The sequence below is a fragment of the Aquitalea sp. ASV11 genome (assembly GCF_016429185.1).
In the GTDB taxonomy this organism is placed as follows: Bacteria; Pseudomonadota; Gammaproteobacteria; order Burkholderiales; family Chromobacteriaceae; genus Aquitalea; species Aquitalea pelogenes.
On sequence record NZ_JAELUD010000021.1, the window covers coordinates 1 to 23,411 of the forward strand.

Annotated in this window: 19 protein-coding genes; 13 read left to right on the top strand and 6 right to left on the bottom strand. The window is 59.9% G+C overall.

Annotated features, from left to right (window positions below):
• The 4 genes from JHD62_RS08980 to JHD62_RS08995 form a co-directional block, all read left to right on the top strand.
• Positions 1-1,136 (top strand): SfnB family sulfur acquisition oxidoreductase (locus JHD62_RS08980; protein WP_199102602.1); only part of this gene is annotated, 1,136 nt, incomplete at its 5' end.
• Position 1,137: 1 nt separating this feature from the next.
• On the top strand, positions 1,138-2,493 hold the full coding sequence (locus JHD62_RS08985; RefSeq protein ID WP_199102603.1) for an LLM class flavin-dependent oxidoreductase: 1,356 nt from the start codon (positions 1,138-1,140) through the stop codon (positions 2,491-2,493).
• Between the two features lie 44 nt (positions 2,494-2,537).
• Positions 2,538-3,347 (top strand): MetQ/NlpA family ABC transporter substrate-binding protein, encoded by an 810-nt coding sequence (locus JHD62_RS08990; RefSeq protein ID WP_199102604.1) that lies wholly within the window; start codon positions 2,538-2,540, stop codon positions 3,345-3,347.
• Between the two features lie 191 nt (positions 3,348-3,538).
• The gene (locus JHD62_RS08995; protein WP_199102605.1) at positions 3,539-4,261 is read left to right on the top strand and encodes an SDR family oxidoreductase; all 723 of its coding nucleotides are present in this window, start codon (positions 3,539-3,541) and stop codon (positions 4,259-4,261) included.
• A 22-nt stretch (positions 4,262-4,283) separates the two neighbouring features.
• Here JHD62_RS08995 and JHD62_RS09000 read toward each other — a convergent pair whose 3' ends face one another.
• Positions 4,284-5,453, bottom strand: a complete 1,170-nt coding sequence (locus JHD62_RS09000) for a sigma-54-dependent Fis family transcriptional regulator (RefSeq protein ID WP_304506243.1) — start codon at positions 5,451-5,453, stop codon at positions 4,284-4,286.
• Positions 5,408-6,616, bottom strand: coding sequence for an acyl-CoA dehydrogenase family protein (locus tag JHD62_RS09005; RefSeq protein WP_233160780.1), 1,209 nt, complete (start codon positions 6,614-6,616; stop codon positions 5,408-5,410). The genes JHD62_RS09000 and JHD62_RS09005 overlap by 46 nt, the downstream gene beginning before the upstream one ends.
• A 408-nt stretch (positions 6,617-7,024) precedes the next feature.
• On the opposite strand from JHD62_RS09005, the gene JHD62_RS09010 reads away from it, so the two are divergent.
• The 9 genes from JHD62_RS09010 to JHD62_RS09050 all read left to right on the top strand — a co-directional run bounded on the left by JHD62_RS09010 (position 7,025) and on the right by JHD62_RS09050 (position 18,399).
• Positions 7,025-8,206, top strand: a complete 1,182-nt coding sequence (locus tag JHD62_RS09010; RefSeq protein ID WP_199102607.1) for an acyl-CoA dehydrogenase family protein — start codon at positions 7,025-7,027, stop codon at positions 8,204-8,206.
• A gap of 8 nt (positions 8,207-8,214) precedes the next feature.
• The gene (gene ribB, locus JHD62_RS09015; protein ID WP_199102608.1) at positions 8,215-8,895 is read left to right on the top strand and encodes a 3,4-dihydroxy-2-butanone-4-phosphate synthase; all 681 of its coding nucleotides are present in this window, start codon (positions 8,215-8,217) and stop codon (positions 8,893-8,895) included.
• A 254-nt stretch (positions 8,896-9,149) separates the two neighbouring features.
• The gene (locus tag JHD62_RS09020) at positions 9,150-10,376 is read left to right on the top strand and encodes an SfnB family sulfur acquisition oxidoreductase (protein WP_199102609.1); all 1,227 of its coding nucleotides are present in this window, start codon (positions 9,150-9,152) and stop codon (positions 10,374-10,376) included.
• 166 nt (positions 10,377-10,542) lie between these two features.
• Positions 10,543-11,997 (top strand): APC family permease, encoded by a 1,455-nt coding sequence (locus JHD62_RS09025; protein ID WP_199102610.1) that lies wholly within the window; start codon positions 10,543-10,545, stop codon positions 11,995-11,997.
• Positions 11,998-12,337: 340 nt separating this feature from the next.
• Positions 12,338-13,750: an LLM class flavin-dependent oxidoreductase gene (locus JHD62_RS09030; protein WP_199102611.1), complete on the top strand. Its 1,413-nt coding sequence runs from the start codon at positions 12,338-12,340 to the stop codon at positions 13,748-13,750.
• A 122-nt stretch (positions 13,751-13,872) separates the two neighbouring features.
• Positions 13,873-14,838 (top strand): sugar ABC transporter substrate-binding protein, encoded by a 966-nt coding sequence (locus JHD62_RS09035; protein ID WP_199102612.1) that lies wholly within the window; start codon positions 13,873-13,875, stop codon positions 14,836-14,838.
• Positions 14,839-14,893: 55 nt separating this feature from the next.
• Entirely contained in the window at positions 14,894-16,468 is a 1,575-nt protein-coding gene (locus JHD62_RS09040; protein ID WP_199102613.1) for a sugar ABC transporter ATP-binding protein, read from the top strand.
• The gene (locus tag JHD62_RS09045; protein ID WP_199102614.1) at positions 16,452-17,423 is read left to right on the top strand and encodes an ABC transporter permease; all 972 of its coding nucleotides are present in this window, start codon (positions 16,452-16,454) and stop codon (positions 17,421-17,423) included. Before JHD62_RS09040 ends, JHD62_RS09045 begins: the two co-directional genes overlap by 17 nt.
• A 1-nt stretch (position 17,424) precedes the next feature.
• Entirely contained in the window at positions 17,425-18,399 is a 975-nt protein-coding gene (locus JHD62_RS09050; protein WP_199102615.1) for an ABC transporter permease, read from the top strand.
• A gap of 142 nt (positions 18,400-18,541) precedes the next feature.
• Here the strand turns inward: JHD62_RS09050 and JHD62_RS09055 are convergent, their stop codons facing one another.
• The 4 genes from JHD62_RS09055 to JHD62_RS09070 all read right to left on the bottom strand — a co-directional run bounded on the left by JHD62_RS09055 (position 18,542) and on the right by JHD62_RS09070 (position 23,308).
• Positions 18,542-19,507: a sugar ABC transporter substrate-binding protein gene (locus JHD62_RS09055; RefSeq protein ID WP_199102616.1), complete on the bottom strand. Its 966-nt coding sequence runs from the start codon at positions 19,505-19,507 to the stop codon at positions 18,542-18,544.
• 341 nt (positions 19,508-19,848) lie between these two features.
• Positions 19,849-21,081, bottom strand: coding sequence for an acyl-CoA dehydrogenase family protein (locus tag JHD62_RS09060; protein WP_199102617.1), 1,233 nt, complete (start codon positions 21,079-21,081; stop codon positions 19,849-19,851).
• 67 nt (positions 21,082-21,148) lie between these two features.
• Positions 21,149-22,405 (bottom strand): SfnB family sulfur acquisition oxidoreductase, encoded by a 1,257-nt coding sequence (locus JHD62_RS09065; protein ID WP_199102618.1) that lies wholly within the window; start codon positions 22,403-22,405, stop codon positions 21,149-21,151.
• Positions 22,406-22,579: 174 nt separating this feature from the next.
• Positions 22,580-23,308, bottom strand: a complete 729-nt coding sequence (locus JHD62_RS09070) for a GntR family transcriptional regulator (RefSeq protein ID WP_199102619.1) — start codon at positions 23,306-23,308, stop codon at positions 22,580-22,582.
• Between the last annotated feature and the right edge of the window lie 103 nt (positions 23,309-23,411).

Here is a 23,411-nt window from a genome sequence, read left to right on the forward strand (position 1 = left end):
GCCACTGGGCTAGCGAATTTGCCCGCGACGCCGCCCGGCGCGACAGCGAGCGCATCCTGCCCTGGGCCGAGCTGGAAGGCTACAGCCAGAGCGGGCTGTGGGGCATTACCGTGCCGCGCAAATATGGTGGTGCCGGCGTGTCCGCCGTCACGCTGGCGGAGGTGATTGCCACCATCAGCGCGGCGGACGGCTCGCTGGCGCAGATTCCGCAAAACCATTTCTACGCGCTGGAAGTGCTACGCGTGGGGGGCAGCGCAGAACAGAAGCGCTTTTTCTACGGCCTGGCGCTGGATGGTGTGCGCTTTGGCAATGCGCTGGCCGAAATCGGCCACAAGGACTACCAGCGCCGCACCCGCCTGACGCCTGACGGCAAGGGCTATCGCGTCAGCGGTCAGAAATTTTATTGCACCGGCGCGCTGTACGCGCAGTGGATTCCCACGCTGGTGGTGGATGACAACCAGGACAGCTATCTGGCTTTCATCCCGCGTGACAGTGCCGGGGTGGAGATTACCGACGACTGGGACGGTTTCGGCCAGCGCGTCACCGGCAGTGGCTCGGTCGGCTTCAGCGAGGTATGGGTGGAGCCGGAGTGGATTGTGCCGTTCAAGGCCTCGTTTGACCGGCCCACTCCCATCGGCCCGTTTGCCCAGATCCTGCATTGCGCCATCGACCTGGGCCAGGCGCGTGGTGCCTACCAGGAAGCCCTGCACTATGTGCGCGAGTACGCCCGTCCCTGGATAGATTCCGGCGTGGACAAGGCCAGCCGCGACCCGCTCTTGCTGGAGCGGGTGGGCAATCTGCGGGTGCGCTTGCGGGCCGCCGATGCCTTGCTGCGCCGCGCCGGACGGGTGCTGGATGCCTTGCAGGCACAGGCTTTCCCCGATGCCCGCAGTGTGGCCGAGGCTTCGGTGGCGGTGGCGGAAGCCAAGGTGCTGACCACCGAAGTGTCCTTGCAGGCCGGCAGCCAGCTGTTCGAACTGGCCGGCACCAGCGCCACGCTGGAAGCGCGCAATCTGGACCGCTACTGGCGCAATGCCCGCGTGCACACCCTGCACGACCCGGTGCGCTGGAAATTCCACGCCATCGGCAATTACGTGCTGAACGATGTGCTGCCGCCGCGGCACGGAGCGCTGTGACATGGCGAAAAAACAGATTCTGCTCAACGCCTTCAACATGAACTGCGTCGGCCACATCAACCACGGCCTGTGGACCCACTCGCGTGACAACTCGGTGGACTACAACACGCTGTCTTACTGGACCGAGCTGGCCAAAACGCTGGAGCGGGGCCTGTTCGACGGCCTGTTCATCGCCGACATCATCGGTGTCTACGATGTGTACCAGCAGTCGATAGACCTGACCGCGCGCGAAGCCATCCAGCTCCCGGTCAACGACCCGCTATTGCTGGTGCCCGCCATGGCGGCAGTGACCCAGCATCTGGGTTTTGGTGTTACTTCCAACCTCAGCTACGAGCCGCCGTATCTGTTTGCCCGGCGCATGTCCACGCTGGACCACCTCACCGGTGGCCGCGCGGGCTGGAATATTGTCACTGGCTATCTGGACAGCGGTGCGCGCGCCATGGGCCTGCTCACCCAGGACGAACACGACCAGCGCTACGACCGCGCCGATGATTATCTGGAGCTGCTGTACAAGCTGTGGGAAGGCAGCTGGGAAGACGGCGCAGTGCAGCGCGACAAGGCGGCGCGGGTGTTTGCCGATGCCAGCCGCATCCACCGCATCAGCCATCAGGGGCCGTTCTATCAGCTGGATGGCTACCACCTGTGCGAACCCTCGCGCCAGCGCACGCCGGTGCTGTTTCAGGCCGGCAGCTCGGACCGTGGCCAGCAGTTTGCCGCCCGTCACGCCGAGGGCATCTTCATTGCCGCCCAGGACAAGGACAAGACCCGCCAACTGGTGCAGGACATCCGCCGTCAGGCGGTGGCCGCCGGTCGCCGTGCCGAGGATGTGAAAATCTTCATCGGCATCGCCGCCGTGGTGGGACACACCCAGGCCGAGGCGCAGGAGAAGTTTGACGACTACTGGCAGTACGCCAGCGCGGAAGCGGGCCTTGCCCACTTTGCCAGCAGCATCGGAGTGGACTTCAGCCGTTACGGCCTGGATGACCCGATTGAATACGGTGGCAGCAATGCCATCCAGTCGGCCGCCAAAACCGCCGCCGCCAACCAGCTGACCCGGCGCAAGCTGCTGGAGCGTTTCCGCCTGGGCAGTCGTTATCCGACGCTGGTGGGGGATGCAGCCAGTGTAGCGGACGAGCTGGAAAGCTGGGTCAACGAGGTGGGCGTGGATGGCTTCAACCTGTCCCGCACCGTGACGCCGGAAAGCTACGAAGACTTTATCGACCTGGTGATTCCGGAGCTGCAAAACCGCGGCAGTTACAAGACGGCATACGCCGAAGGCAGCCTGCGCCACAAGCTGTTTGCCGAGGGCGACCGGCTACCGGCGCGCCATGCCGCAGCGGGCTACCGGCCACGCTGACGCGACAAGAAACCAAAACAACATCACACACTCAAGGGAAAATCATGAAACTTCACCAGAAGAAACTGGGCGCGCTGGCGCTGGTCGGCCTGCTGCTGGCGCAAGGCGCGCTGGCGGCGGCATTGAAGATTGGCGTTACACCGGGTGCCTATGCCGACTCGGTGCAAGTGGCGGCACAAGAAGCAAAAAAACAGGGGCTGGAGGTGGAGGTAGTGGAGTTTTCCGACTGGACCACACCCAATGTCGCGCTGGCCAGCAAGGACCTGGACGCCAATTACTTCCAGCATCAGGCGTTTCTCGACAATGTCATCAAGACCCAGGGCTATCATTTCAAGCCGGTAGGCTTGGGCATTCTGGCCAATATCGGCCTGTACTCCAGCCGCATCAAACAGTTTTCCGAACTGAAAACCGGTGCCAAGGTGGCCATTGCCAGCGACCCCATCAATCAGGGCCGTGGCTTGCTGTTGCTGCAAAAAGCCGGGCTGGTGAAGCTGCGCGACGGCGTGGGTGCACGCGGCAAGCTGAGCGATATTGTCAGCAATCCGCGCAAGCTGGAGTTTGTGGAAGTGGAAGGCCCGCAGCTGGTGCGGGTGGTGAATGATGTCGATCTGGCGCAGGGCTATCCGCATTTCATCGTGGCGGCGCATGCGTTTGACCCCGGCAGCGCGCTGATTTTTTCCGGCAAGGACGACGAGCAATATGCACTGCGCTTTGTCGCTCGCGAGGACAATGCCCGTGACCCGCGGCTGTTGAAGTTTGTGCAGATCTACCAGAGCTCCCCGGCAGTGAAGGCGCAGATTCGCAAGTCTTACGCCAACAACGACAAGCTCTACAGCCTGGCCTGGCAAAAATAGCCTGCAGTTGATTCATCCATGACAAGGCATTGCTGCGGCAATGCCTTTTTTGCGTCGCTAGCCCTGGTCTTTCCAAGAAATTTCTTACGATATTTACAGATTTAGTCGTTTTTTAAACAGGAAATAGCTTGCATTAACGCTGTCTGCACAGCTTTAGCATCAGTTTTTTCACTGAAAGCAGGAGCAAGGCGATGCAAGACCAAACATTGCAGGGACAAACCGTGGTGGTGGTGGGCGGCAGTTCCGGGCTGGGACTGGCGGCCGCACAGTCTGCCGTGCAAGCCGGAGCGCAGGTGGTGATTGGCGGGCGTCAGCCTGAGCGCCTGCAGCAGGCGCTGGCCCTGCTGGGACAGTCAGCCACCGGCTGGCCGGTGGATATGCTGGATGCAACATCCATCCAGGCATTCTTTGCCCGCATACCGCAGCTGGACCACCTGTTGGTGACTGCCGCCGTACTGAGCCCGGGGCGGCTGGTGGAGTCGGATCTTGCAGATTTGCAGCGCAATCTGGACAGCCGTTTCTGGGGCAGTGTGCATTGTCTGCGTGCTGCCTTGCCGCGCATGGCAGAGCTGGGGTCCATCACCCTGACTTCCGGCATGGTGGTACAGCGTCCGCAGCCGGGCAAGTCCATGGCGGCGGTGGCGGCTGCGGCGGTGGAAACCCTGGCACACAGTCTGGTGCGCGAGCTGGCGCCGCGCCGCATCAATGTCATCAGCCCCGGCCCCATGGAAACCCCCTTGCTTGCCGCCGCGCTGGGTGATGATGCAGCACGGCTGCAGGCACTGGCGGCCGGCTTGCCGCTGGGGCGGCTGGGGCAGGCAGCCGAATTTGCCGAAGCGGCGCTGTTCCTGATGCACAACCGCAGCATGAACGGCGAAGTGCTGCACCTGCATGGCGGCGCGGCCTGGGCTTGAGTTTTGCCCGGACCGATTGTTTCTAGCGCAACGCGCTGATTTCCCCCAGGCGGATCAGCCGCGCACGGATGATGTTGCGGCTGATGCCCAGCAAACGGGCGGCCTGCACCTGGTTGCGGTGGCAATAGTTATACGCCGCGCGGATGATGGTGCTTTCGATGTCTTCGTACAGATGGCTGCCATTGGTTTCAAACAGGGCCTGCAAGGCCTGCTGCAACTGCTGGTGTCCTTCATCCGCGTCATGGCTGCTGAGGGCCGGGTTTGACGGTGTGCTGTGGCGTTCGTTGCGGCGATTTAGCTGGAGCGAGGACAGCTGCAAGTCTTCGCCGCGCACTACATTCTGTTTGCAGATCAGCAAGGCATGGTGGATGACGTTTTCCAGTTCGCGGATATTGCCCGGCCACGGGTGTTGCAGCAGCTTGCGCTCGGCATCGGCATGCAGGGCGACATCGCCATAGCCCAGGCGCTGGCGGTATTCATCCACAAAATGCCGGGCCAGCGGCAGGATGTCGCCGGGGCGGTCGCGCAGGGCGGGCAGGGCCAGATGGGCCACCCGCAGGCGGTAGAACAGGTCCTCGCGGAAGTGGCCGGCAGCCACCGCTTCTTCCAGCCGCACATTGGTGGCGGCAATCACCCGGACATTGATGGGAATGGGCTTGCGCGAACCCAGCCGCACCACCTCGCGCTCCTGCAGGATGCGCAGCAGCTTCACCTGTATGTTCAGCGGCAAGTCACCGATTTCATCCAGAAACACCGTGCCGCCATTGGCCGCTTCGAACCATCCCGGTTTGGCGGCAAAGGCACCGGTAAATGCGCCTTTTTCATGTCCGAACAGTTCGCTTTCCACCAGTGATTCGGAAAACGCGCCGCAATTGACGGCCACAAAGGGTTGGTCGGCCCGTTGGCTCAGCGCGTGCACATGACGGGCAATCAGCTCCTTGCCGGTGCCGGTTTCGCCGATGATCAGCACATTGGCGTCGCTGGGGGCAATCAGCTGTATCCGGGAAAGCAGGGCGGTGGATTGCGGGTCCTCGAATACCTGTGCCGTGGCGCGGATGGAGGTGGTAAGGCTTTGCCGATTAGGCAGGGTGATCAGGGGCATGGCCGGGCCTTGTGCTGGCTCGGCCCTGCGGGCCGATGCGGGTTTCAGGAATAAAACGTCGGTGTCGGATAGTTGCGAATCAAAGCCCATTCCCCTAACTCCTTTAATTTGTAATCAACCGGATCGTGCAAGGTGTGGGTGCGCAAGTTACGCCAGTGCCGGTCCAGACGCAGTCCGGCATGGGTGGCGCGCGCGCCGGTGACCTCGAACATTTGACAGGCCAGGTTCAGGCCCATCCGGGTGGCGGCCACCTTGGCCGCGGCAATGTGCATGGCCACTTCGCCACGCTCGTCCTGTGTCAGTGCCTCACCCCGTGCCAGTGCGGCCACCATGCTGTTGCCGGCACGGTCGGTGAGGGCGCGCACGCTCTCCAGCCCCACCCAGAACTCGCCGTAATGGCCAAGGATGTAGGGGTCTTCGTGGGTGTGGTCCACCTGTGCCGCCCGCCAGGGGCGCGCCTCGTGCAAGGTGTAGTGCCGGGCTTCCTCGAATGCGCCTTCGGCAATGCCCAGATAGATATTGGTGAGGATCAGCTGCGCCAGCAGTGGCCGCAGGCAGGAGCGTGGCGTGGTGAGCGGGCCGGGATTGTCCAGCACTTCATTGTTTTCAATGCGTACTTTCTCGAAATTCACGCTGCCGCTGTCGGTCTGGCGCTGGCCGATATTGTTCCAGTCCTGCTGCACGCTGATGCCGCTGCGACCGGTGGGAATGGCGGCCACCACCAATTGCCCGCTGTGCTGCTGACGGGCGGAAACGACCAGCATTTGCGAATCCAGCGCGCCGGAGCAAAAGCTTTTCTGCCCGGAAAACTCGTACCAGCCGTCAAAGCGGCGGCTGATGGTGCGCTCATCCAGCGGGTTGAGCGCATTGCCCCAGAACCAGTTTTGCCGGGTGGTGATTTCATGCCAGGGTTGCCATTGTTCCGGCTGGCCGAACAGCTCCACCGTGGCCAGCATCAGGTGATGAAAGGCAAACACATGGGCTACCGAACTGTCGGCCTTGGCAAATTCGCGCACCACCAGCAGGGTTTGCTGCCAGTTGGCACCCAGGCCACCCAGCTCGCTGGCAATGGACAGGCCCAGCAGCCCGCTGGCGCGAATGGCGTCGCGCTCCGCCTTGGGCGTGCCGCCGGCGTGGTCGCGCTCTGCTGCAGTAGCCGCAAACTGGCCAGCCAGCTGCTGCGCCAGCAGCAGGGCCGAGGCTGGAGTGCTGGCAGTGGGCGAGGGTGCCAGCAGGTGGTGGGGCAGGTTCAAGCGTTCATCCTTTTAAACTGTGTGCTGTCTGGCACATTGGCGACAGTTTTAACCGTGCCAATCAGCTGCTGTAAACCAAGGATTTATCAGGAATATATGCAGAATTTGAATTAGCTGTAGATGGCAAGCAATATCCGTTTTTTGAATATTGCTGCTGGTGCAGCACCGTGTTTATTGGCTGCTGTGCACGCAGCAGCGCTGATGAATGAATTGCTGCTGTAGCAGCAATAACTGGCCGGATTCAGCATGAATGAGGCTGAATTGCCTGGCATGCAATCTGCTAATGCTTATCTGGCAAAACCGCACCCGGTTTAATTTCCGCCGCAGGTAATTTCATGCTTATTCATTTATTCAGCAGCAAAAATGTTTCATTTGGCCACCAGCCGTATCGTCAGAGCGGGAGGCAGCATGGCTGATTCATCCATTGCGCCCGACAGCCCGCTGGCCATTGCCCGCGAACTGGCCAGCCGTTTTGCCCGCACAGCCATTGCGCGTGACCAGCAAGGTGGCACCCCAAAGACCGAACGCGATGCATTGCGCGACAGCGGCCTGCTTGGCCTGATCATTCCGCGCGAATTTGGCGGCCTGGGCGAAAGCTGGAGCACTACCTTGCAGATTGTGCGTGAACTGGCACGGGTGGATAGCTCGGTTGCCCATGTGTTTGCCTTCCAGCACTTGCTGTTGGCCACTGCCCAGCTGTTCGGGCGGCCCGACCAATGGCAGCCCTGGTTCGAGCAGACCGTGCGTGAACGCTGGTTCTGGGGCAATGCGCTCAATCCGCTGGATACCCGCACGCTGGCCACGCCGGATGGCGACGGTTATCGCTTTCATGGTGACAAGAGCTTCTGCTCCGGCGCCACCGATTCGGACATGCTGCTGGCTTCGGCCTTGCGCGCCGGGCAGGGTGGTTTGCTGATTGCCGTCATCCCCACCGCTCGGGAAGGCGTGCACATTCATCAGGACTGGGACAATATCGGCCAGCGCCAGACCGATAGCGGCTCTGCCCGTTTCGAGCAGGTGCGGGTGAGGGCGGATGAATTGCTGCTGCAACCCGGCCCGCTATCCACACCACGCGCCTGCCTACGCCCGCTGATTGCGCAGCTGATTCTCACCAATATCTATCTGGGCATTGCCGAAGGGGCGGTGGCCGAAGCCCGGCGCTACACGCTGGAGCAACGCCGCCTGTGGCCCGCCTCGCTGGCGACTACGGCCAGCAAGGACCCTTACACCCTGCTGCATTACGGTGAATTCCAGGCTGCACTGGAAGGTGCGCGTGTGCTGGCCAACCACGCGAGCCACCAGCTGGATGAGGCCTGGCAGCAGGGCGATGCGCTGGATGAGGCAGGCCGCGGCCAGCTGGCCCTGCAGATTGCCGCCGCCAAGGTGCATGCCAGCCGCAGCGGACTGGACCTGACCAGCCGCATTTTCGACGTGACCGGCGCACGCGCCACCAGCGCCGCCCTGCGGCTGGACCGCTTCTGGCGCAATTTGCGCGTGCACAGCCTGCACGACCCGCTGGATTACAAGCTGCAAGAGCTGGGTGACTGGGCACTGAATGGCCAGTACCCGACCCCCTCGTTTTATTCATGAGAACCAAGATGACCCAGAACCTGCAAGCAGTTGAAGACGATTTTGACAGTGTGGAACAAGCCATTGCCGCCATTGCTGCCGGTGGTTTTGCCGTGGTGGTGGACGATACCGACCGTGAAAACGAAGGCGACCTGATCATCGCAGCCGAGAAAATCACCGCCGCGCAGATGGCCTTCCTGGTGCGCTACAGTAGCGGCGTGGTGTGCGTGGCACTGACCGGCGAGCGGCTGGACCAGCTGCAACTGCCGCTGATGGTAAGCAGCAATAATGAATCGCAGCGCACCGCATTCACCGTGACCGTGGACTACCTGCACGGCACCAGTACCGGCATCAGCGCAGCCGACCGCGCCGCCACGCTGCGGGCATTGGCGGACAGCCGTATTCCGGCTGGCGACTTTGCCCGGCCCGGGCATATCTTCCCGCTGCGCTATGCGCCGGGCGGGGTGCTGGCGCGCCCCGGGCACACCGAGGCAGCGCTGGATCTGTCGCGGCTGGCCGGGCTGGCCCCGGCCGGAGTGCTGTGTGAAATCGTCAATGACGATGGCAGCATGGCGCGCCGCCCCGAGCTACTGCGCTTTGCCCGCCAGCATGGCCTGCCCATCATCACCATTGCCGACCTGATTGCCTATCGCGAACGAACCGAAATGGCAGCGCTGACAAGCGCTGCACCAGTCGGAGAGCCGGCCTGATCCAGCCTTGCCGTTCTGCTATCCACACCCGCCATGGCGGGTGTGTTTGTTTGTGCCGGGGGTTTGTGCCTGCTGGAATGGCAGCAGTCGTGCAGCAAGATTGCTGCTGCCGGCTCATCATTCTTGTGGGTGTAATTTTTTCAAGCTGTTGAAATTAAACAGATAAATGGCTGGCATGCTGTTTGCAATGAGATGGTGGATCACTTCGCCATCTTGCTGCCGGTCACTGACTGGCGGCCCACAAGGAAAGCACCATGAGCAGCGCCGTACTGGATATCCCCACTCCTGTTACCACACCGGATGTCGTACCGGTGATCCGTAACGATGCCGAAGCCCTGCAAGTGGCACGCGCACTGGCTCCGCAACTGGCCGAGCAGGCCGCGCTGCGCGACCAGCAACGCAAGCTGCCGTTTGACGAGGTGGAATTGTTCTCGCGCAGCGGCCTGTGGGGCATTACCGTGCCGCGCGCCTTTGGCGGTGCCGAGGTGTCTGCCGTCACGCTGGCCGAGGTGATTGCCATCATTTCGGCGGCAGACCCGTCACTGGGACAGATTCCGCAAAATCATTATTGCCTGGTGGAGGACATCCGGCTGGAAGGCAGCCCGGAGCAGCAGCGTTACTTCTTTGACCTGGTGCTGCGTGGCCAGCGCTATGGCAATGCCTTTTCCGAAGCCGGTGGCAAGACGGTGCTGGACATCCAGACCACCATCCGCCGCGATGGCGACGAGTATGTGCTAAATGGCCGCAAGTTCTACGCCACCGGCGCACTGTACGCGCACTGGGTGCCGGTACTGGCGGTGGATGAAGAAGGCAAGGCCTTGCTGGCCTTTGTCGAGCAAGGCACGCCGGGCCTGACCGTGGTGGATGACTGGAGCGGTTTTGGCCAGCGCACCACGGCCAGTGGCACGGTGATTGCCGAGCAGGTGCGCCTGAAGCCTTTCCAGATTTTCTACACCCACCGTTCCTACGACCGGCCCACCTTTGCCGGGCCATTCGCCCAGATCACCACCGCCGCCATCGACCTGGGCATTGCCCGCGCCGCGCTGGCCGATACCGTGGATTTTGTCCGCCAGCAGGCGCGCCCGTGGATAGATAGCGGGGTAGAGCGGGCGGCGGACGACCCGCTGACCATTGTCACCATTGGTGATCTGCAATACCGGCTGGTGGCAGCAGAGGCGCTGCTGGAGCGGGCGGGCCGCTTTATCGACATTGCCAAGGCCGAGCCGACCGAAGACACGGTGGCCGAGGCAGCCATTGCGGTGGGGCTGGCCAAGATTGCCACCACGGAAATTTCGCTGCTGGCAGCCAGCAAGCTGTTCGAGCTGGGCGGCAGCAAGGCCACGCAGGGCCGCTTCAATTATGACCGCCACTGGCGCAATGCCCGCGTGCACACCCTGCACGACCCGGTGCGCTGGAAGTACCACGCCATCGGCAATTACACGCTGAACGGCATCAAGCCGGCGCGGCATTCCTGGAACTGATCACCGCGCATGCGGCCCGCCTGCTGCGGGCCGCCGGAGCTGCCATGCCCATCCGACATACCGGCTGTTGACCGTACCGCCCCCTTGCCGCATGGCGCTTTTGCGCCGGGGCAGGGTGACGGTGCCGGTGACTTGTCAGCCTACAACAACCATCAAGAGGTGTTTCATGATTCACTCCACCCAAGGCGAGGCGGTGCTGGACAGCCCGGCCGCCCAGACAGAAAGCCAGACCGGCACGCTGCGGCGCAATTACCTGCGCCTGCCCGAGCTGGTGGCGCAGTCCATCGGACTGGTCGGCGTGTCCGGCGGGGTAGGCATTCTGGTGCCGGCCGTATTTGCCACCGCCGGTAACGGCACCTGGCTGGCCTATGCCTTTGCCACCGTGGCGCTGCTGTTCTCCGCCTGGAGCATTACCCTGTTTGCCCGCAGCGCGGCATCGCCCGGTGCGCTGTATGCCTATGCCTCGCAGGGCATTGGCCCCATCTGGGGGGTAATCTGCGGCTGGTCCTTGCTGATTGCCTATGCGGTCGGGGCCGCCGGCATCCTGCAAGGTACGGTGAATACCTTCCTGGTGCTGGCGCGCGAGCTGGGCCTGGTTGCCGCCCATCCGCCACTGGCCGTCAGCCTGTTGCTGACCGTGGTGGTGGCGCTGGCAGCCTGGGCGATTGCCTACCGTGACATCCGGCTGTCCACCCGCTTTACCCTGCTGGTGGAGCTGCTCACCATCCTGCTGATTGCCGTGGTGCTGATTGCCTATCTGCTCAATGGCAGCAGCCATGTCGACCAGTCCCAGATCGCGCTGGAAGGGGTAAAACCCGAGCAATTGCGCCTGGGCATGGTACTGGCCTTCTTCAGCTTTACCGGTTTTGAAAGCGCCACCGTGCTGGGTGCCGAGGCGCAATCGCCGCTGAAGGCCATTCCGCGTGCAGTCATCATCAGCATTGTTGGCCCGGCCTTGCTGTTCATTCTGGCGTCCTATGCGCTGGTGGCGGCTTTCCATGGCCAGCATCCGGGACTGGATCAGGCTGACGGCCCGCTGTCCATCCTGGCGCATCGCCTGGGTCTGGGTGGCTTTGGTCTGATCATTGATGCCGGGGTAGCGCTCAGCTTCTTCGCCGCGTTTTTCTCCTCCATCAATGCTGCCGCCCGCATTGTCTACACCTTTGCCCGGCAGGGCCTGCTGCACGAGGCCACCGGCAAGGCGCATGCCAGCAATGCCACGCCGCATATCGCCGTGACCTTGCTGGTGGTGCTGGCGCTGATCGTGGGGCTGATCTTTACCGCCAATGGCACGGCCTTGCTGGATTCCTACGGCTATCTCAGCTCGGTGGCCACTTATGGCTATCTGCTGGCCTACGTGCTGGTGGCGGTGGGCGCGCCCTTGTATCTGCGCCGTCAGGGCAAGCTCAAGCCGCAGCATGTGCTGATCAGCCTGGTGTCGGTGCTGTTGCTGGCCATTCCGCTGGTGGGCAGTGTCTATCCGCTGCCGACCGGCGTGTATGCCTGGCTGCCTTATGTGTTCCTGGTACTGGTCGGCCTTGGCCTGGCGTGGTTTGTGGCGCTCAAGCTGCTGGCTCCGGCACGCCTGCGTGGCATCGAGGAGGAGCTGCAGCAGGAGTGATGTGTGCTGGGGGTGTGCTTTTTCAAAATTGATAAAACGGCTCGCTTGCGGGCCGTTTTCTTATGTCTGCTGCCAATGCCGCATGCGCTGCTGCCAACGTGCTGGCAGGGCAGCAGCTGCTTGTTTCCGTGGCTGGGTCAGTTAAAGTAAATCATCAACAAGCATCGGCAAGTTACTTTGATATTGTTTGTTAAGCAATTGAAAATAAACAGATAATTATAAAAATAAAATCATGATAAAAAGTGGATAGCTTAGCGGAAATGATGATGAATATTTCCGTTTGCCGGTATGAAAATTGCACTGTCCTTCGGGTAATCATTCAACCCCGACAGGAACTGCAATGAGCAAGACCATCCGCTTCAACGCTTTTGAAATGAACTGCGTGGCCCACCAGTCGCCCGGCCTGTGGACCCATCCGCGTGACCGTTCCTGGCAATACAAGGACCTGGAATACTGGACCGACCTGGGGCGCATTCTGGAGCGCGGTTTTTTTGATGCCGTGTTCATCGCCGATGTGATTGGCTACTACGACGTGTATCAGGGCAGCAACTACCACGCCATCCGCGAAGGGGCCCAGTTGCCGGTCAACGACCCGCTGCAACTGGCCGCGCCCATTGCGCTGGCCACCAAGCATCTGGGCATTGGCGTCACCGCATCCACCTCTTTCGAACACCCATACCCCTTTGCCCGGCGTCTTAGCACGCTGGACCACCACACCAAGGGCCGGGTGGGCTGGAATATTGTCACTTCCTATCTGGAAAGCGGTGCCAAGAACATCAGCCAGGGCGGCTTGCGCCAGCACGACAACCGTTACGACGTGGCGGACGAATATATCGAAGTCATCTACAAGCTGCTGGAAGGCAGCTGGGAAGAGGGGGCGGTAGTGCGCGACCGCGAACGCGGCATTTTCGCCCACCCGGAAAAAGTGCATGAAATCGGTCACAAGGGCAAATACTTCGAGGTGCCGGGTTATCACCTGAGCGAACCCTCGCCGCAACGCACACCGGTGCTGTTCCAGGCTGGCGCATCCGGCCGTGGCAAGGCCTTTGCCGCCCAGCATGCCGAGTGCGTGTTCGTGGCCGCGCCCACCAAGGACATCCTGCGCCGCTATGTGGACGATGTACGCAGCCAGGCTGCCGCTGCCGGGCGCGACCCGCAGCAGATCAAGATATTCAACCTGGTAACGGTGATCGTGGACGAAACCGACGCCAAGGCCCAGGCCAAGTTTGCCGAATACCAGCGCTATGCCTCCTACGATGGCTCGCTGGTGTTCATGTCCGGCTGGACCGGCATCGACTTCGGCCAGTACGCCCCCACCGAGCTGGTGCGCCATGTCGACACCAACGCCATCATCTCGGAGGTGGAGCATCTGTCCAATGGCAGCAAGGCCTGGACCATCGACGAGCTGGCGCGCTTTGGCGGCATTGGCGGGCTGGGGCCGGTGTTTGTCGGCTCGGCCGCCACCGTGGCTGACATCCTGCAGGACTGGGTGGAAGCCACCGACACCGATGGATTCAATCTGGCCTATGCCGTCGCCCATGAAACCTTCGAGGACGTGGTGGAGTATCTGGTGCCGGAATTGCAGTGCCGTGGCGTGTACCAGACGGAATACCGCCCTGGCACCCTGCGCGAAAAGCTGTTTGGCGCCGGCCCGCTATTGCCCGCCAACCACCCGGCCGCGCAATACCGCGACATCGAAGCCTGGAAGCAACAGCACGCGCAGGCTGCAGCGGCGGATTTGCAGCCGGCCTGATTCCACCATCCCGTTGGCAGCCCGCACCAGTCTGGTGGTTGCAGGCTGCCGCATGATGCCGTTCATCTGCTTGCCACCGCGGGTGTCCGGTTGTCCTGCCAATCATTTGAAATGAGAACAACATGCTGAAGAAACCGTTTGGCAAGCTGATTGCTGCCGCACTGACAATGGCCGTTGCCTGGACTGCACATGCCGACGATGCCGTGGTTCCGTCGCTGAAGGGCAAGCGTATTGCCATCAGCGTGACCGGAACCGACCATTATTTTGATTTGAAGGCCTTCCAGGCCCAGGTGGCAGAAGTCAAACGCCTGGGTGGCACGCCCATTACCCTGGATGCCGGGCGCAATGACAAGAATCTGGTTTCCCAGTTACAGACCGTGATTGCACAAAAGCCTGATGCGGTGGTGCAAACCTTAGGCACTCTCAGTGTGATCGATCCTTACCTGAAAAAAATAAAACAGGCGGGCATTCCACTATTTACCATTGATGTTCCTTCTGCGCACAGCATCAACAATACCACCTCGGACAATCATGAAATCGGTAAAAACCTGGCAGAGCAACTGATCAAGGATACCGGCGGGAAGGGCAATATCCTGGTATTCAACGGTTTTTATGGTGTTCCTGTATGCGCCATCCGCTATGACGAGCTGAAAGCCGCGCTAAAAAACCATCCCGAATTGAAAATTATCCAGCCAGAGCTGCGTGATGTGATTCCCAATACCGTTCAGGATGCTTATACGCAAGTTACCGCGCTGTTGAACAAATACCCGAAGGGCAGTATTGCTGCCATCTGGTCGGCATGGGATGTTCCTCAATTGGGTGCAACAAAAGCATTGATTGCGGCGGGACGTAGCGAAATAAAAACCTATGGCGTGGATGGCTCGCCGGAAGTGCTGGCCTTGCTGAACGACCCCAAAGCGCCGGTAGGCGGTGATGTGGCACAGCAACCTGCCGAAATAGGCAGGACAGCCATCCGCAATGTCGCCAGATATCTGGCAGGCCAGAAATTACCCAAGGAAAGCTATGTACCCACCTTGCTGGCAAACCATGGCAACGTGGCTGAGGTAAACCGCTTGCGTGGCGACTGATGCAGCCGCCTGATCCTTACCGTGTTTACTCACCCTTGGCAGAAAGAGAAAGCACATGAGCCAGACGGAAAATACAGTGCTGGAACTAAGGGATATCAGCAAGCACTTTGGCGTCACCAAAGCACTGGACGGCGCAACACTAAAGGTAAAGCCGGCAACAGTGCATGGCCTGGTTGGCGAGAATGGAGCAGGCAAATCAACACTGATCAAGATTCTGGCTGGTCTATACCATGCGGATGGCGGGTCAATCCTGTTGAATGGCCAGCCAGTGTCACGCCTGGAACCTGCCACCGTTGAAGCGCTGGGTATTCATTTCATTCATCAGGACAGGCTGCTGCCTGCCACGCTCACTGTGGGCGAGGCATTGTTTCTGGGTAAGGAAAAAACCTGGTTCGGCTTGTTGAATCGCCGAAAAATGGCAAGAGAGGCCGAGCGTTACCTGGCGGAGTACTTTGATATTACCTTGTCCGGCCAGGCATTGATTGGTGAATTAACTACGGCGGAACAACAGATTGTACAAATCACCCGGGCATTGTTATCCAGTCCGCGGCTGATTGTATTTGATGAGCCGACTGCGGCACTGATAAAACGTGAAGTGGACCAGTTGCAAAAAATCATCCTGCGCTTGAAACAGCAGGGGATTGCCGTTATTTATATTTCCCATTACCTGCAGGAAATAGAAACCCTTTGCGATGAAGTCACCATTTTACGTAATGGTAAAAACGTTGCCACCGTCAAGCCGGTTGATGTGTCCAGTGCCGAGATAGCGCGTTTGATGATTAACCGTGATGTTACGGAAATGTATCCGAAGGCCCTGGTGCAAACGGGAGATGTCCTGTTGTCGGTGGAGCAGCTTGGCTTGCGCGGGCAGTACCAGAATATTTCCTTTACGGTAAGGCAAGGCGAAATCCTGGGACTGACCGGGCTGGTTGGGTCTGGCGTGAAAGCATTGGTAGAAAGCCTGTTCGGTTTGAAAAAACCGGACACCGGTACGATACGGCTTGCTGGCCAGCCATTACGGATCAGCTCTCCGTCAGATGCGGTCAAGGCGGGCATCGGTCTGGTTCCGGAAGACCGGCGCAGACATGGCATAGCCACCAGTCTGACCGTGTCGGAAAACATTGCCCTGGCCAGCCTGCAGCAGTTTTCTCGCCTGGGTTTCCTGTCCGGAAAAAAAGAAGCTGCGGCGGCAGAGCAGTTGATAGCGGCACTGCAAATCAAAACCAGCAGCAAGGATGCTTATCTGTCCCAGCTTAGCGGTGGTAATCAGCAGAAGGTTGCCATTGCCAAGTGGCTACAGCGCGATGCCCGCGTTTATATCTTTGATGAACCGGCAGTGGGTGTGGATGTGGGGGCCAAGGTGGAAATCTACCGCCTGATTGGCGAACTGGTCAGCAAGGGCGCCGCAGTCATACTGTTGAGTTCGGATTTGCTTGAACTGACCAGGCTGAGCGATTCCATCGGGGTATTTTATCGCGGTGAAATCATACGCAATGTACCCGCCGCCCACACCAATGTGGACGAAATACTGGCTGTTGCAACCGGTGCGGTGCTGGCTACTGCGTCGGAATCCATTGCCCAAACTGCACAACAACCTGCTCTGGAGAATGTCAGTGTCCAGCTCAATTAGCAAACCGCTTGCCCTGCATCTGGTTCAGGGCGGCGCGTATATCGTCTTTACCCTGGTTTTGTTTGGTTTCTCCGTCTTTGCCCCTCATTTTCTCAGCCTTACCAATATTGCCAATATTTTTGCCCAGACATCGATTTTGGGTATTCTCGCTTTTGGTTTGACGGTGGTTGTTATCGCCGGTGGCGGGAATGTCATTCACGGCGGCATAGATTTGTCGGTAGCTGCCACCCTGGGCTTTACTTCCGCAATTTATTCCACCCTGATCAATCACGGCAGCGGTGATGCGATTGCTGTTGTGAGTGCGGTTGGCGCAGGAGCGCTGGCCGGCAGCCTGAACGGTCTGACCATTGTGCTGTTTCGCCTGCCGCCCTTGCTGGCGACGCTGGCGGTCATGAATCTGCTGGCCGGGCTGGAATTGGTATTAACCCAGAATACCGTCCTGCCTGCCAGCAGCCCGCTGATCGACCTGCTCTCCGGCAGTGACCGCTTTGGCATTCCGCTGCTGGGCTACCTGTTGCTGCTGAGCGCCGCGGTATTGCTGCTGCTGATCCAGTACACCCCGTTCGGCTTGCGACTCTATGCCATCGGCGAGCACCGGGAAGCTGCCCGGGCCATCGGCCTGCCCAGCAGCCGCTATGTGTTTCTGAGTTATGTCATCAGTGGTGTGTGCGGTGGGCTGTCCGGAATTTGTGCATCGGTCTTTTTCAGTGGCAGCAGTACCGGCTCGCAGGAATTTTTGCTGCCAGTGATTGCCATTGCCTTGCTTGGCGTAGTGTTTTCAAGACGCTTTGTACCAACAATCGGTGGCACGCTGTTGTCGGGTCTGTTTATCGGTTCATTGATCAACGGATTCCAGTTATTGAACATTTCCAATTTCTGGGTGAATGGGGTGCAGGGCGCATTGATTCTGGCCATTGTTGCTGCCTCCACTTTCCTGCGTTCCCGCGAGGTCTGACATGCCGCTTGCACACATCTACAATCGGGCGCTTCTGAAGGAGGGGGCGTGGGTACGCTTGCTGGTACCCGCCCTCATCATCGTGCTGGTGGTTTTCTTTGCCATGCAGGCACCGGCATTCCTGACGCTGCCAAACTGGAAGAGCCTGCTACTGAACAATTTTTCCATTCTTGCCATTACAGCGGTCAGCATGACCTTTGTGGTGGCTACCGGGGGGATTGATTTGTCGGTGGGGACGGCGCTGGATTTTTCCGGCCTGGCCCTGGTGCTGGCACTCAATCATGGCTATTCACCGGCTGCGGCCATTGTGCTGGCTTTGCTGGCCGGTTTGCTGGCGGGTGCTTTCAATGCGGTATTGACCGGCTACCTGAGAATCACGCCCTTCCTGGCAACACTGGGTACCTTGTTTATCGGCACCAGTACCCAGCAATTGCTATCCAACGGCGGTCAGCCCATTTACATCGATCATGCGGCACAGCTCAACACGGTTGGTACCAGCCTGCTGGGCATTCCGCTGCCGATCATTCTTGCCTTGCTGCTGGCTGCTGTGGCGGCTGTTGTGCTGGGGAAAACATCTTATGGCCGCTTGCTGACTGCTACCGGTCTGCAGCCGGCCGTGGTGCGGTATACCGGCTTGTCCGCACGCTGGATTACCGGCTCGGTATTTGTGGTGGCCGCCTTTCTGGCGGCGGTTGCCGGTATCCTGCTCACCACCACGGTCAGCTCCTATGTGCCATTGTCCGGAAATGCCTTTTTGATGAATGCAATTGGTGCAACGTTTATCGGCACCACCTTGAATCGATCCGGGCGGGCCAATGTGCTGGGAACCCTGGCTGGTGTGCTGTTCCTGAATATTGTGGCAAACGGCCTGTTGCTGATTGGCTGGAGTTTCTTTTGGCAGCAGGTAGCGACCGGTGGGTTTATCCTGCTGGTGCTGATCATCAGTTTTGGAGCCCGGCGCGGTAGTCCGGTCTGACTGGCTAGTGGTCAGGGATGAAGGGCGTCATGCAGACGCCCTTTTTTTGTTGGTGATGATGTTGCTGGCTGGTCCGGCCGGGCATGAAAAATCCCCATGCTGGCATGGGGATGGGGCGGAATGAAACTTTCCGTTTGCTACTTTATTTGTCGCCGCGAATGCGTTTGATTTCTGCGACATTGGCGCTGGTGGCCAGCAGCGTGGGTACCGGGCTGGTTTTGGGCAGGTTTTTCTGCCCCGCCAGATAACGGGCAACATTCTGTACCGCGATACGGCCAGCCAGCGCCGGTTGTTGTGCAATGACCGCACCAATTGGCGCATCACCCTGGCTGAGCAGGTTGATGATTTCCGGCGAGCCATCCACACCGTAAGTCAGGATTTCCTTGCGCTTGGCATCAATCAATGCCTTGGTCGCGCCTAGTTGTGGCACATCCCAGGCGGCCCATATCGCCTGTACGCTTCCCTTGGGATATTTGTTCAGCAGTGCAGTGACTTGCGAATAGGCATCCTGCACCGTATTGGGAATCACATCACGCAATTCCGGCTGGATGATTTTGATATCCGGATATTTTTCCAATACTTTTTTCAAAGCATCGTAGCGAAGTCCGCAACTTTTTACGCCATAAAAGCCATTGAATGCAAGAATATTTCCCTTGCCCTTCAGGTCTTTTACCAGCTTTTCGGCAAGCTGCAGGCCAACTTCGTAATTATTGGCAGTGACGTCATTGATACTGTAGCGGGATTCGGCTTCCACGGTAAACAAGGGGATGCCGGCATCCTTGATTTTTTTCAGCCAGGGTTCAATGACAGAGGACGTTCCCAGCAATTGAATGACAGCATCCGGTTTCTGGGCAACGACGGTTTGCAGTTGTGTAACCAGTGCCTTGTCATTGCGACCTGCATCCAGTGTGATGGGGATGCCACCCAGCCGTTTTACCTCGTCAATTTCAGCCTGAAATGCACGGCTGTCATAGTAAATGCTGGTACCTACCGTGCTCAGCGCAATGCGTTTTCCGCTGAGGGATGGAATGGCGGTCTCGGCAAAGCAGTGTGTGGCAGCCAGCGAGGTGGCAATAGCCAGCACAGATAGCAGGAATTTTCTTCTCATTGATGACTACTCCGGTGGTTGGATTGAATTCCTGTTTGATTGCAATATGCATGCCAGCGCTGAATATATTTTATATTGCCTGAAAATAAGGCGCAGTCAGCGTTGTTCTTGAAAAACAATGCCTATTGTTCCAATGTTGCATGAATGATTGTGATGCTGTTTTCATTGGACAGATTTATGTGTGCTGCCTGCGACGCATGTCTGCTGTGTCGCTGCTGATAATCATGCAATTTTCGGAATGAATATATTCTGCCGTAGATGATTTTCCATGCTGCACATAAGCCATCAATCAAAAAAGGCCCGCAAGCGCGGGCCTTTTCATTTTCTGCTTCGTAAAACCATCAGGCCTTGCCGCGGCCAATCTGCCAGACATAAGGCGGTTCGGTGCCGTTGATGGCCCAGTCACCGGCAATGCGCGCCTTGTAGATCAGCGGATTGTGCGAAGCTACGGTGCGGGCATTGCGCCAGTGGCGGTCCAGCAGCAGTTCGGCGCGGGCTGACGATGCGCCCAGCGCGTTGAACAGCTGGGTGGCGGCACGCAATACCAGCTCGGATACCACGATCTGTGCCTTGCCCGATTCCAGCTCGGCGTCGATATTGGCCTGGCGTTCGCGCGCGGCATCGTTGCCAAAGCGGGCTTCGTAAGCGCGCTGGGCCGGGTGGGCGGCGCGAATGGCGGTGGCTTCGGCGGCATAGGCCAGGGCGGAGATTTCACCCACCACTTGCTGGATCTGCGCATCCTGACTCACGCTGCTGGCGTTGCCGGTGCTGAATACGCGCTTTCTGTCGCGCACCTGCTGCGCCACATCACGCTCCACCGCCTTGCCGATGCCGGCCAGCACCGCCAGCAATACCAGCTGGTAGAAGGCGGTCTGGTATTTGAAGCGGCTGGCAAAGTCGATCAGGTTTTCCGGTTCCACCGTCACGTTTTCAAACACGGAAGTGCCGCTGCCGGTGGTGCGCTGGCCAAAGCCGTCCCAGTCGTCGCTTTGTGTTACGCCGGGGTCATTGGTGCGGATGGCGGCAATCACGTCCTGGTTGCTGCCATCCACCTGGGCGTAAACATCGATCCAGTCGGCAAAAATACTGCCGGTACTGTAGAACTTGCGGCCATTGAGCAGCAGTTTGTCGCCCTGGCGGCTGACGCGGGTAATGACCTCACCCACGGCCACTTCGCCGATTTCGGTCCAGGCATTGCCGACAATTTCACCGGCAACAAAGCGCTGGAACCAGACTGCGCGTTCCGGGCTTGCCGGGGCATTCAGGCGGTCTTCGACAAAGGCGAAATGGCCGCGCAGCGCTTGCGGCAGATTGGAGTCGGCGGTGGCCAGTTCCACCAGCAGCTGGAACAACTGCGGCAGTGAGGCACCGGCCCCGCCATATCGCTTGGGCACGCGCACCGCGCCAAAACCGGCCTGTTTCAGCCAGTTGATCGGCTCGTAGGGCAGCTTGCGTTCGCGTTCGCGTTGCAGGGCGGTCTGGGCGATTTCGGCAAAGATGGGGCGAAAGCGCTGGGCCAGGGTTTCGTAGTCGGTGCCGGTGGACAGGTCGTCCGGCAGAGTGTGTTGGCTCATGGTTGTTTCCTGTTTGGCGATTGGGCGAATACCGGCAGTGCTGCACTGCCGCACTGCCGGTGATGGCTTAGTTCCACGGATGGCGCGGCGGCGCAATGTGGTTCAGGTAGTAGTTGCCGATGTGGAAGTATTTCCAGCGCACCGGGTCGTGCAGGGTGTGCACGCGGGCATTGCGCCAGTGGCGGTCCAGGTTGTGGGCAATCAGCGTGGCGCGGGTGCCGGCCAGTTCGAACAGCTTGTTGCTGGCCTCGATGGCAATTTCGGTGGTCAGCACCTTGGCTTCGGCGGTGGCAACGGTGGCCAGTGCCACGCTGCTTTCATCCGGCTGGCCCAGGGCGGCGTCGATCAGGCGGCCGGCCTTTTCCAGCAGCGCCTCGGCAGCATGCAGGCGGATTTCCAGCAGGCCTATGGCGGAGACGGTAAACGGGTCGTCGGCGGCCTTGTCCTTGCCGCTATCCAGCCATGGGCGGCTTTGCGAACGGATGAACTCGATGGTGTCCGCCAGCGCGGCGCGGGCAATGCCACCGTCGATGGCGGCCTGGATGATTTGCGATACCGGCCCGGCTACGGTGGGGGTGTCGAAGGCGGCAATCGGCAGCACGCGGCTGGCCGGTACGCGTACCTGTTCAATCTTCACGCCGCCGGAGGCGGTGGTGCGCTGGCCAAAGCTGGACCAGTTGTTGATCACGCTCAGCCCCGGGGTGTCACGGTCGGCAAATACCAGTGCGCCCAGGCCGTCTTCACCCACCGCCACGATGGGCACGATATGGGCCAGCAGTGCGCCGGTGGTGTAGAACTTCTCGCCATTTACCACCGCCGTGTCACCGTCAAGCTGGTAGCGGGTTTCAAACGCGGCCACGGTCTTGCTGTTGAGTTCGGAGAAGGCATTGCCAAAGCGGTAGCCCTGCAATACCAGGCCAAACAGTTCCTGCTTTTGCGCCTCGCTGCCATCCAGTGCGATATGCAGGTTGATGGCCAGATGGTTCTGGGTGATCTGGGCGATGCTGGAGTCGGCTTCGGCGATGATCTTGATCACCTCGGCCAGCGTGGCGTAGGACACGCCTGCGCCGCCATAGGCCTTGGGCACGTTGATGCCCCACAGGCCGCTTTGCGAGTAGGCATCCACTTCGGCCAGCGGCAGCAGGCCCTCGCGGTCGCGCAGGGCGGCATCGTGGGCAAAACGGATGGCCAGCTGACGCGCCACGGCGATGGCTTCGGCATCGTCGCGGATGATGTGCGCCGGAGTGGTCGGGCGCGGGCGGGCGGCGAAAGGCTCGGGAGAGTTGACACGAACGGCAGCTTGGTCGCTCAGGGAGGTCGTCATCGCGTTTCCTTGTGTAAGTCCGGATATCCGGGGATGCCACAAGAATGGCAATAAGCGTGCCTGCGAAAATGCCTGGTTTTACCTCGAAAAATGCGGCTTTTTGCTGTAAATCAGCACAACGGTGCTGGCTGGCTGCTGCCTGCGCAGCAGGGGGCTGTTGCACAGGACGCTGGCTTAATTGCGCTCCACCCGCAGCTGGTAGCGAAAGCGGTCGGCACGGTAACGGATGAAGTCCAGCTCCAGCCCGGCGCCATCGGCACCACGGGTCATGCGTTGCAGCGCCAGCAGAGGTGCTCCTGTGCTGACGTCCAGCAGCTGCGCTTCTTCTGCGCTGGCCAGTGTGGCTTCTATGCTGAGGTCCGCATGGCCCAGCGGCAGGCCGTAGTCGTTTTCCAGAATATGAAACACGTCGCGGCTGGCCAGGTCTTCGCGCGCCAGCCGCAAGCCCAGTTCCTGGGTGAAGTAACTGATGTCCAGCGACACCGGCAGATTGTCCAGATAGCGCAGGCGGCGCAGTTCCACCATGGGTGTACCTACGGTCATGCCAAAGGCCAGCGCCACGGTTTCGCTGGCGGGCAGGGTTTGCAGGCTCAGCACCCGGTTGCAGGCGGCGTAGCCCTGGCTGTGCATGGCCTCGGCAAAGCCTTGCAGCCGGGTAAGGGTCTGCGCGGGTTTGCTCTTGGCTACATAGCAGCCTTTGCCGGCAATGCGGAAGATCATGCCTTCCTGTTCCAGTGCGCCCAGCGCATGGCGCACGGTAATGCGGCTGACGCCAAAGCTTTCCATCAGCTGCTTTTCCGATGGCAGTTTGTCGTGCTGGCCGTAATGGCCGCTGAGAATCTGGCTGCGCAGGCTTTCGCGGATGCGGGCATGCAGGGCCTGGGGCGTGGCTAATGTGGTCATGAGCGGGCAGGGCTTGATTGGATTGTGCCGAGTATAAGCCCAAACGCCGGGCAAGCTGTCATGACAGGTTATGACTTAAATTGATTAGCTTTGCTGTTTTCCT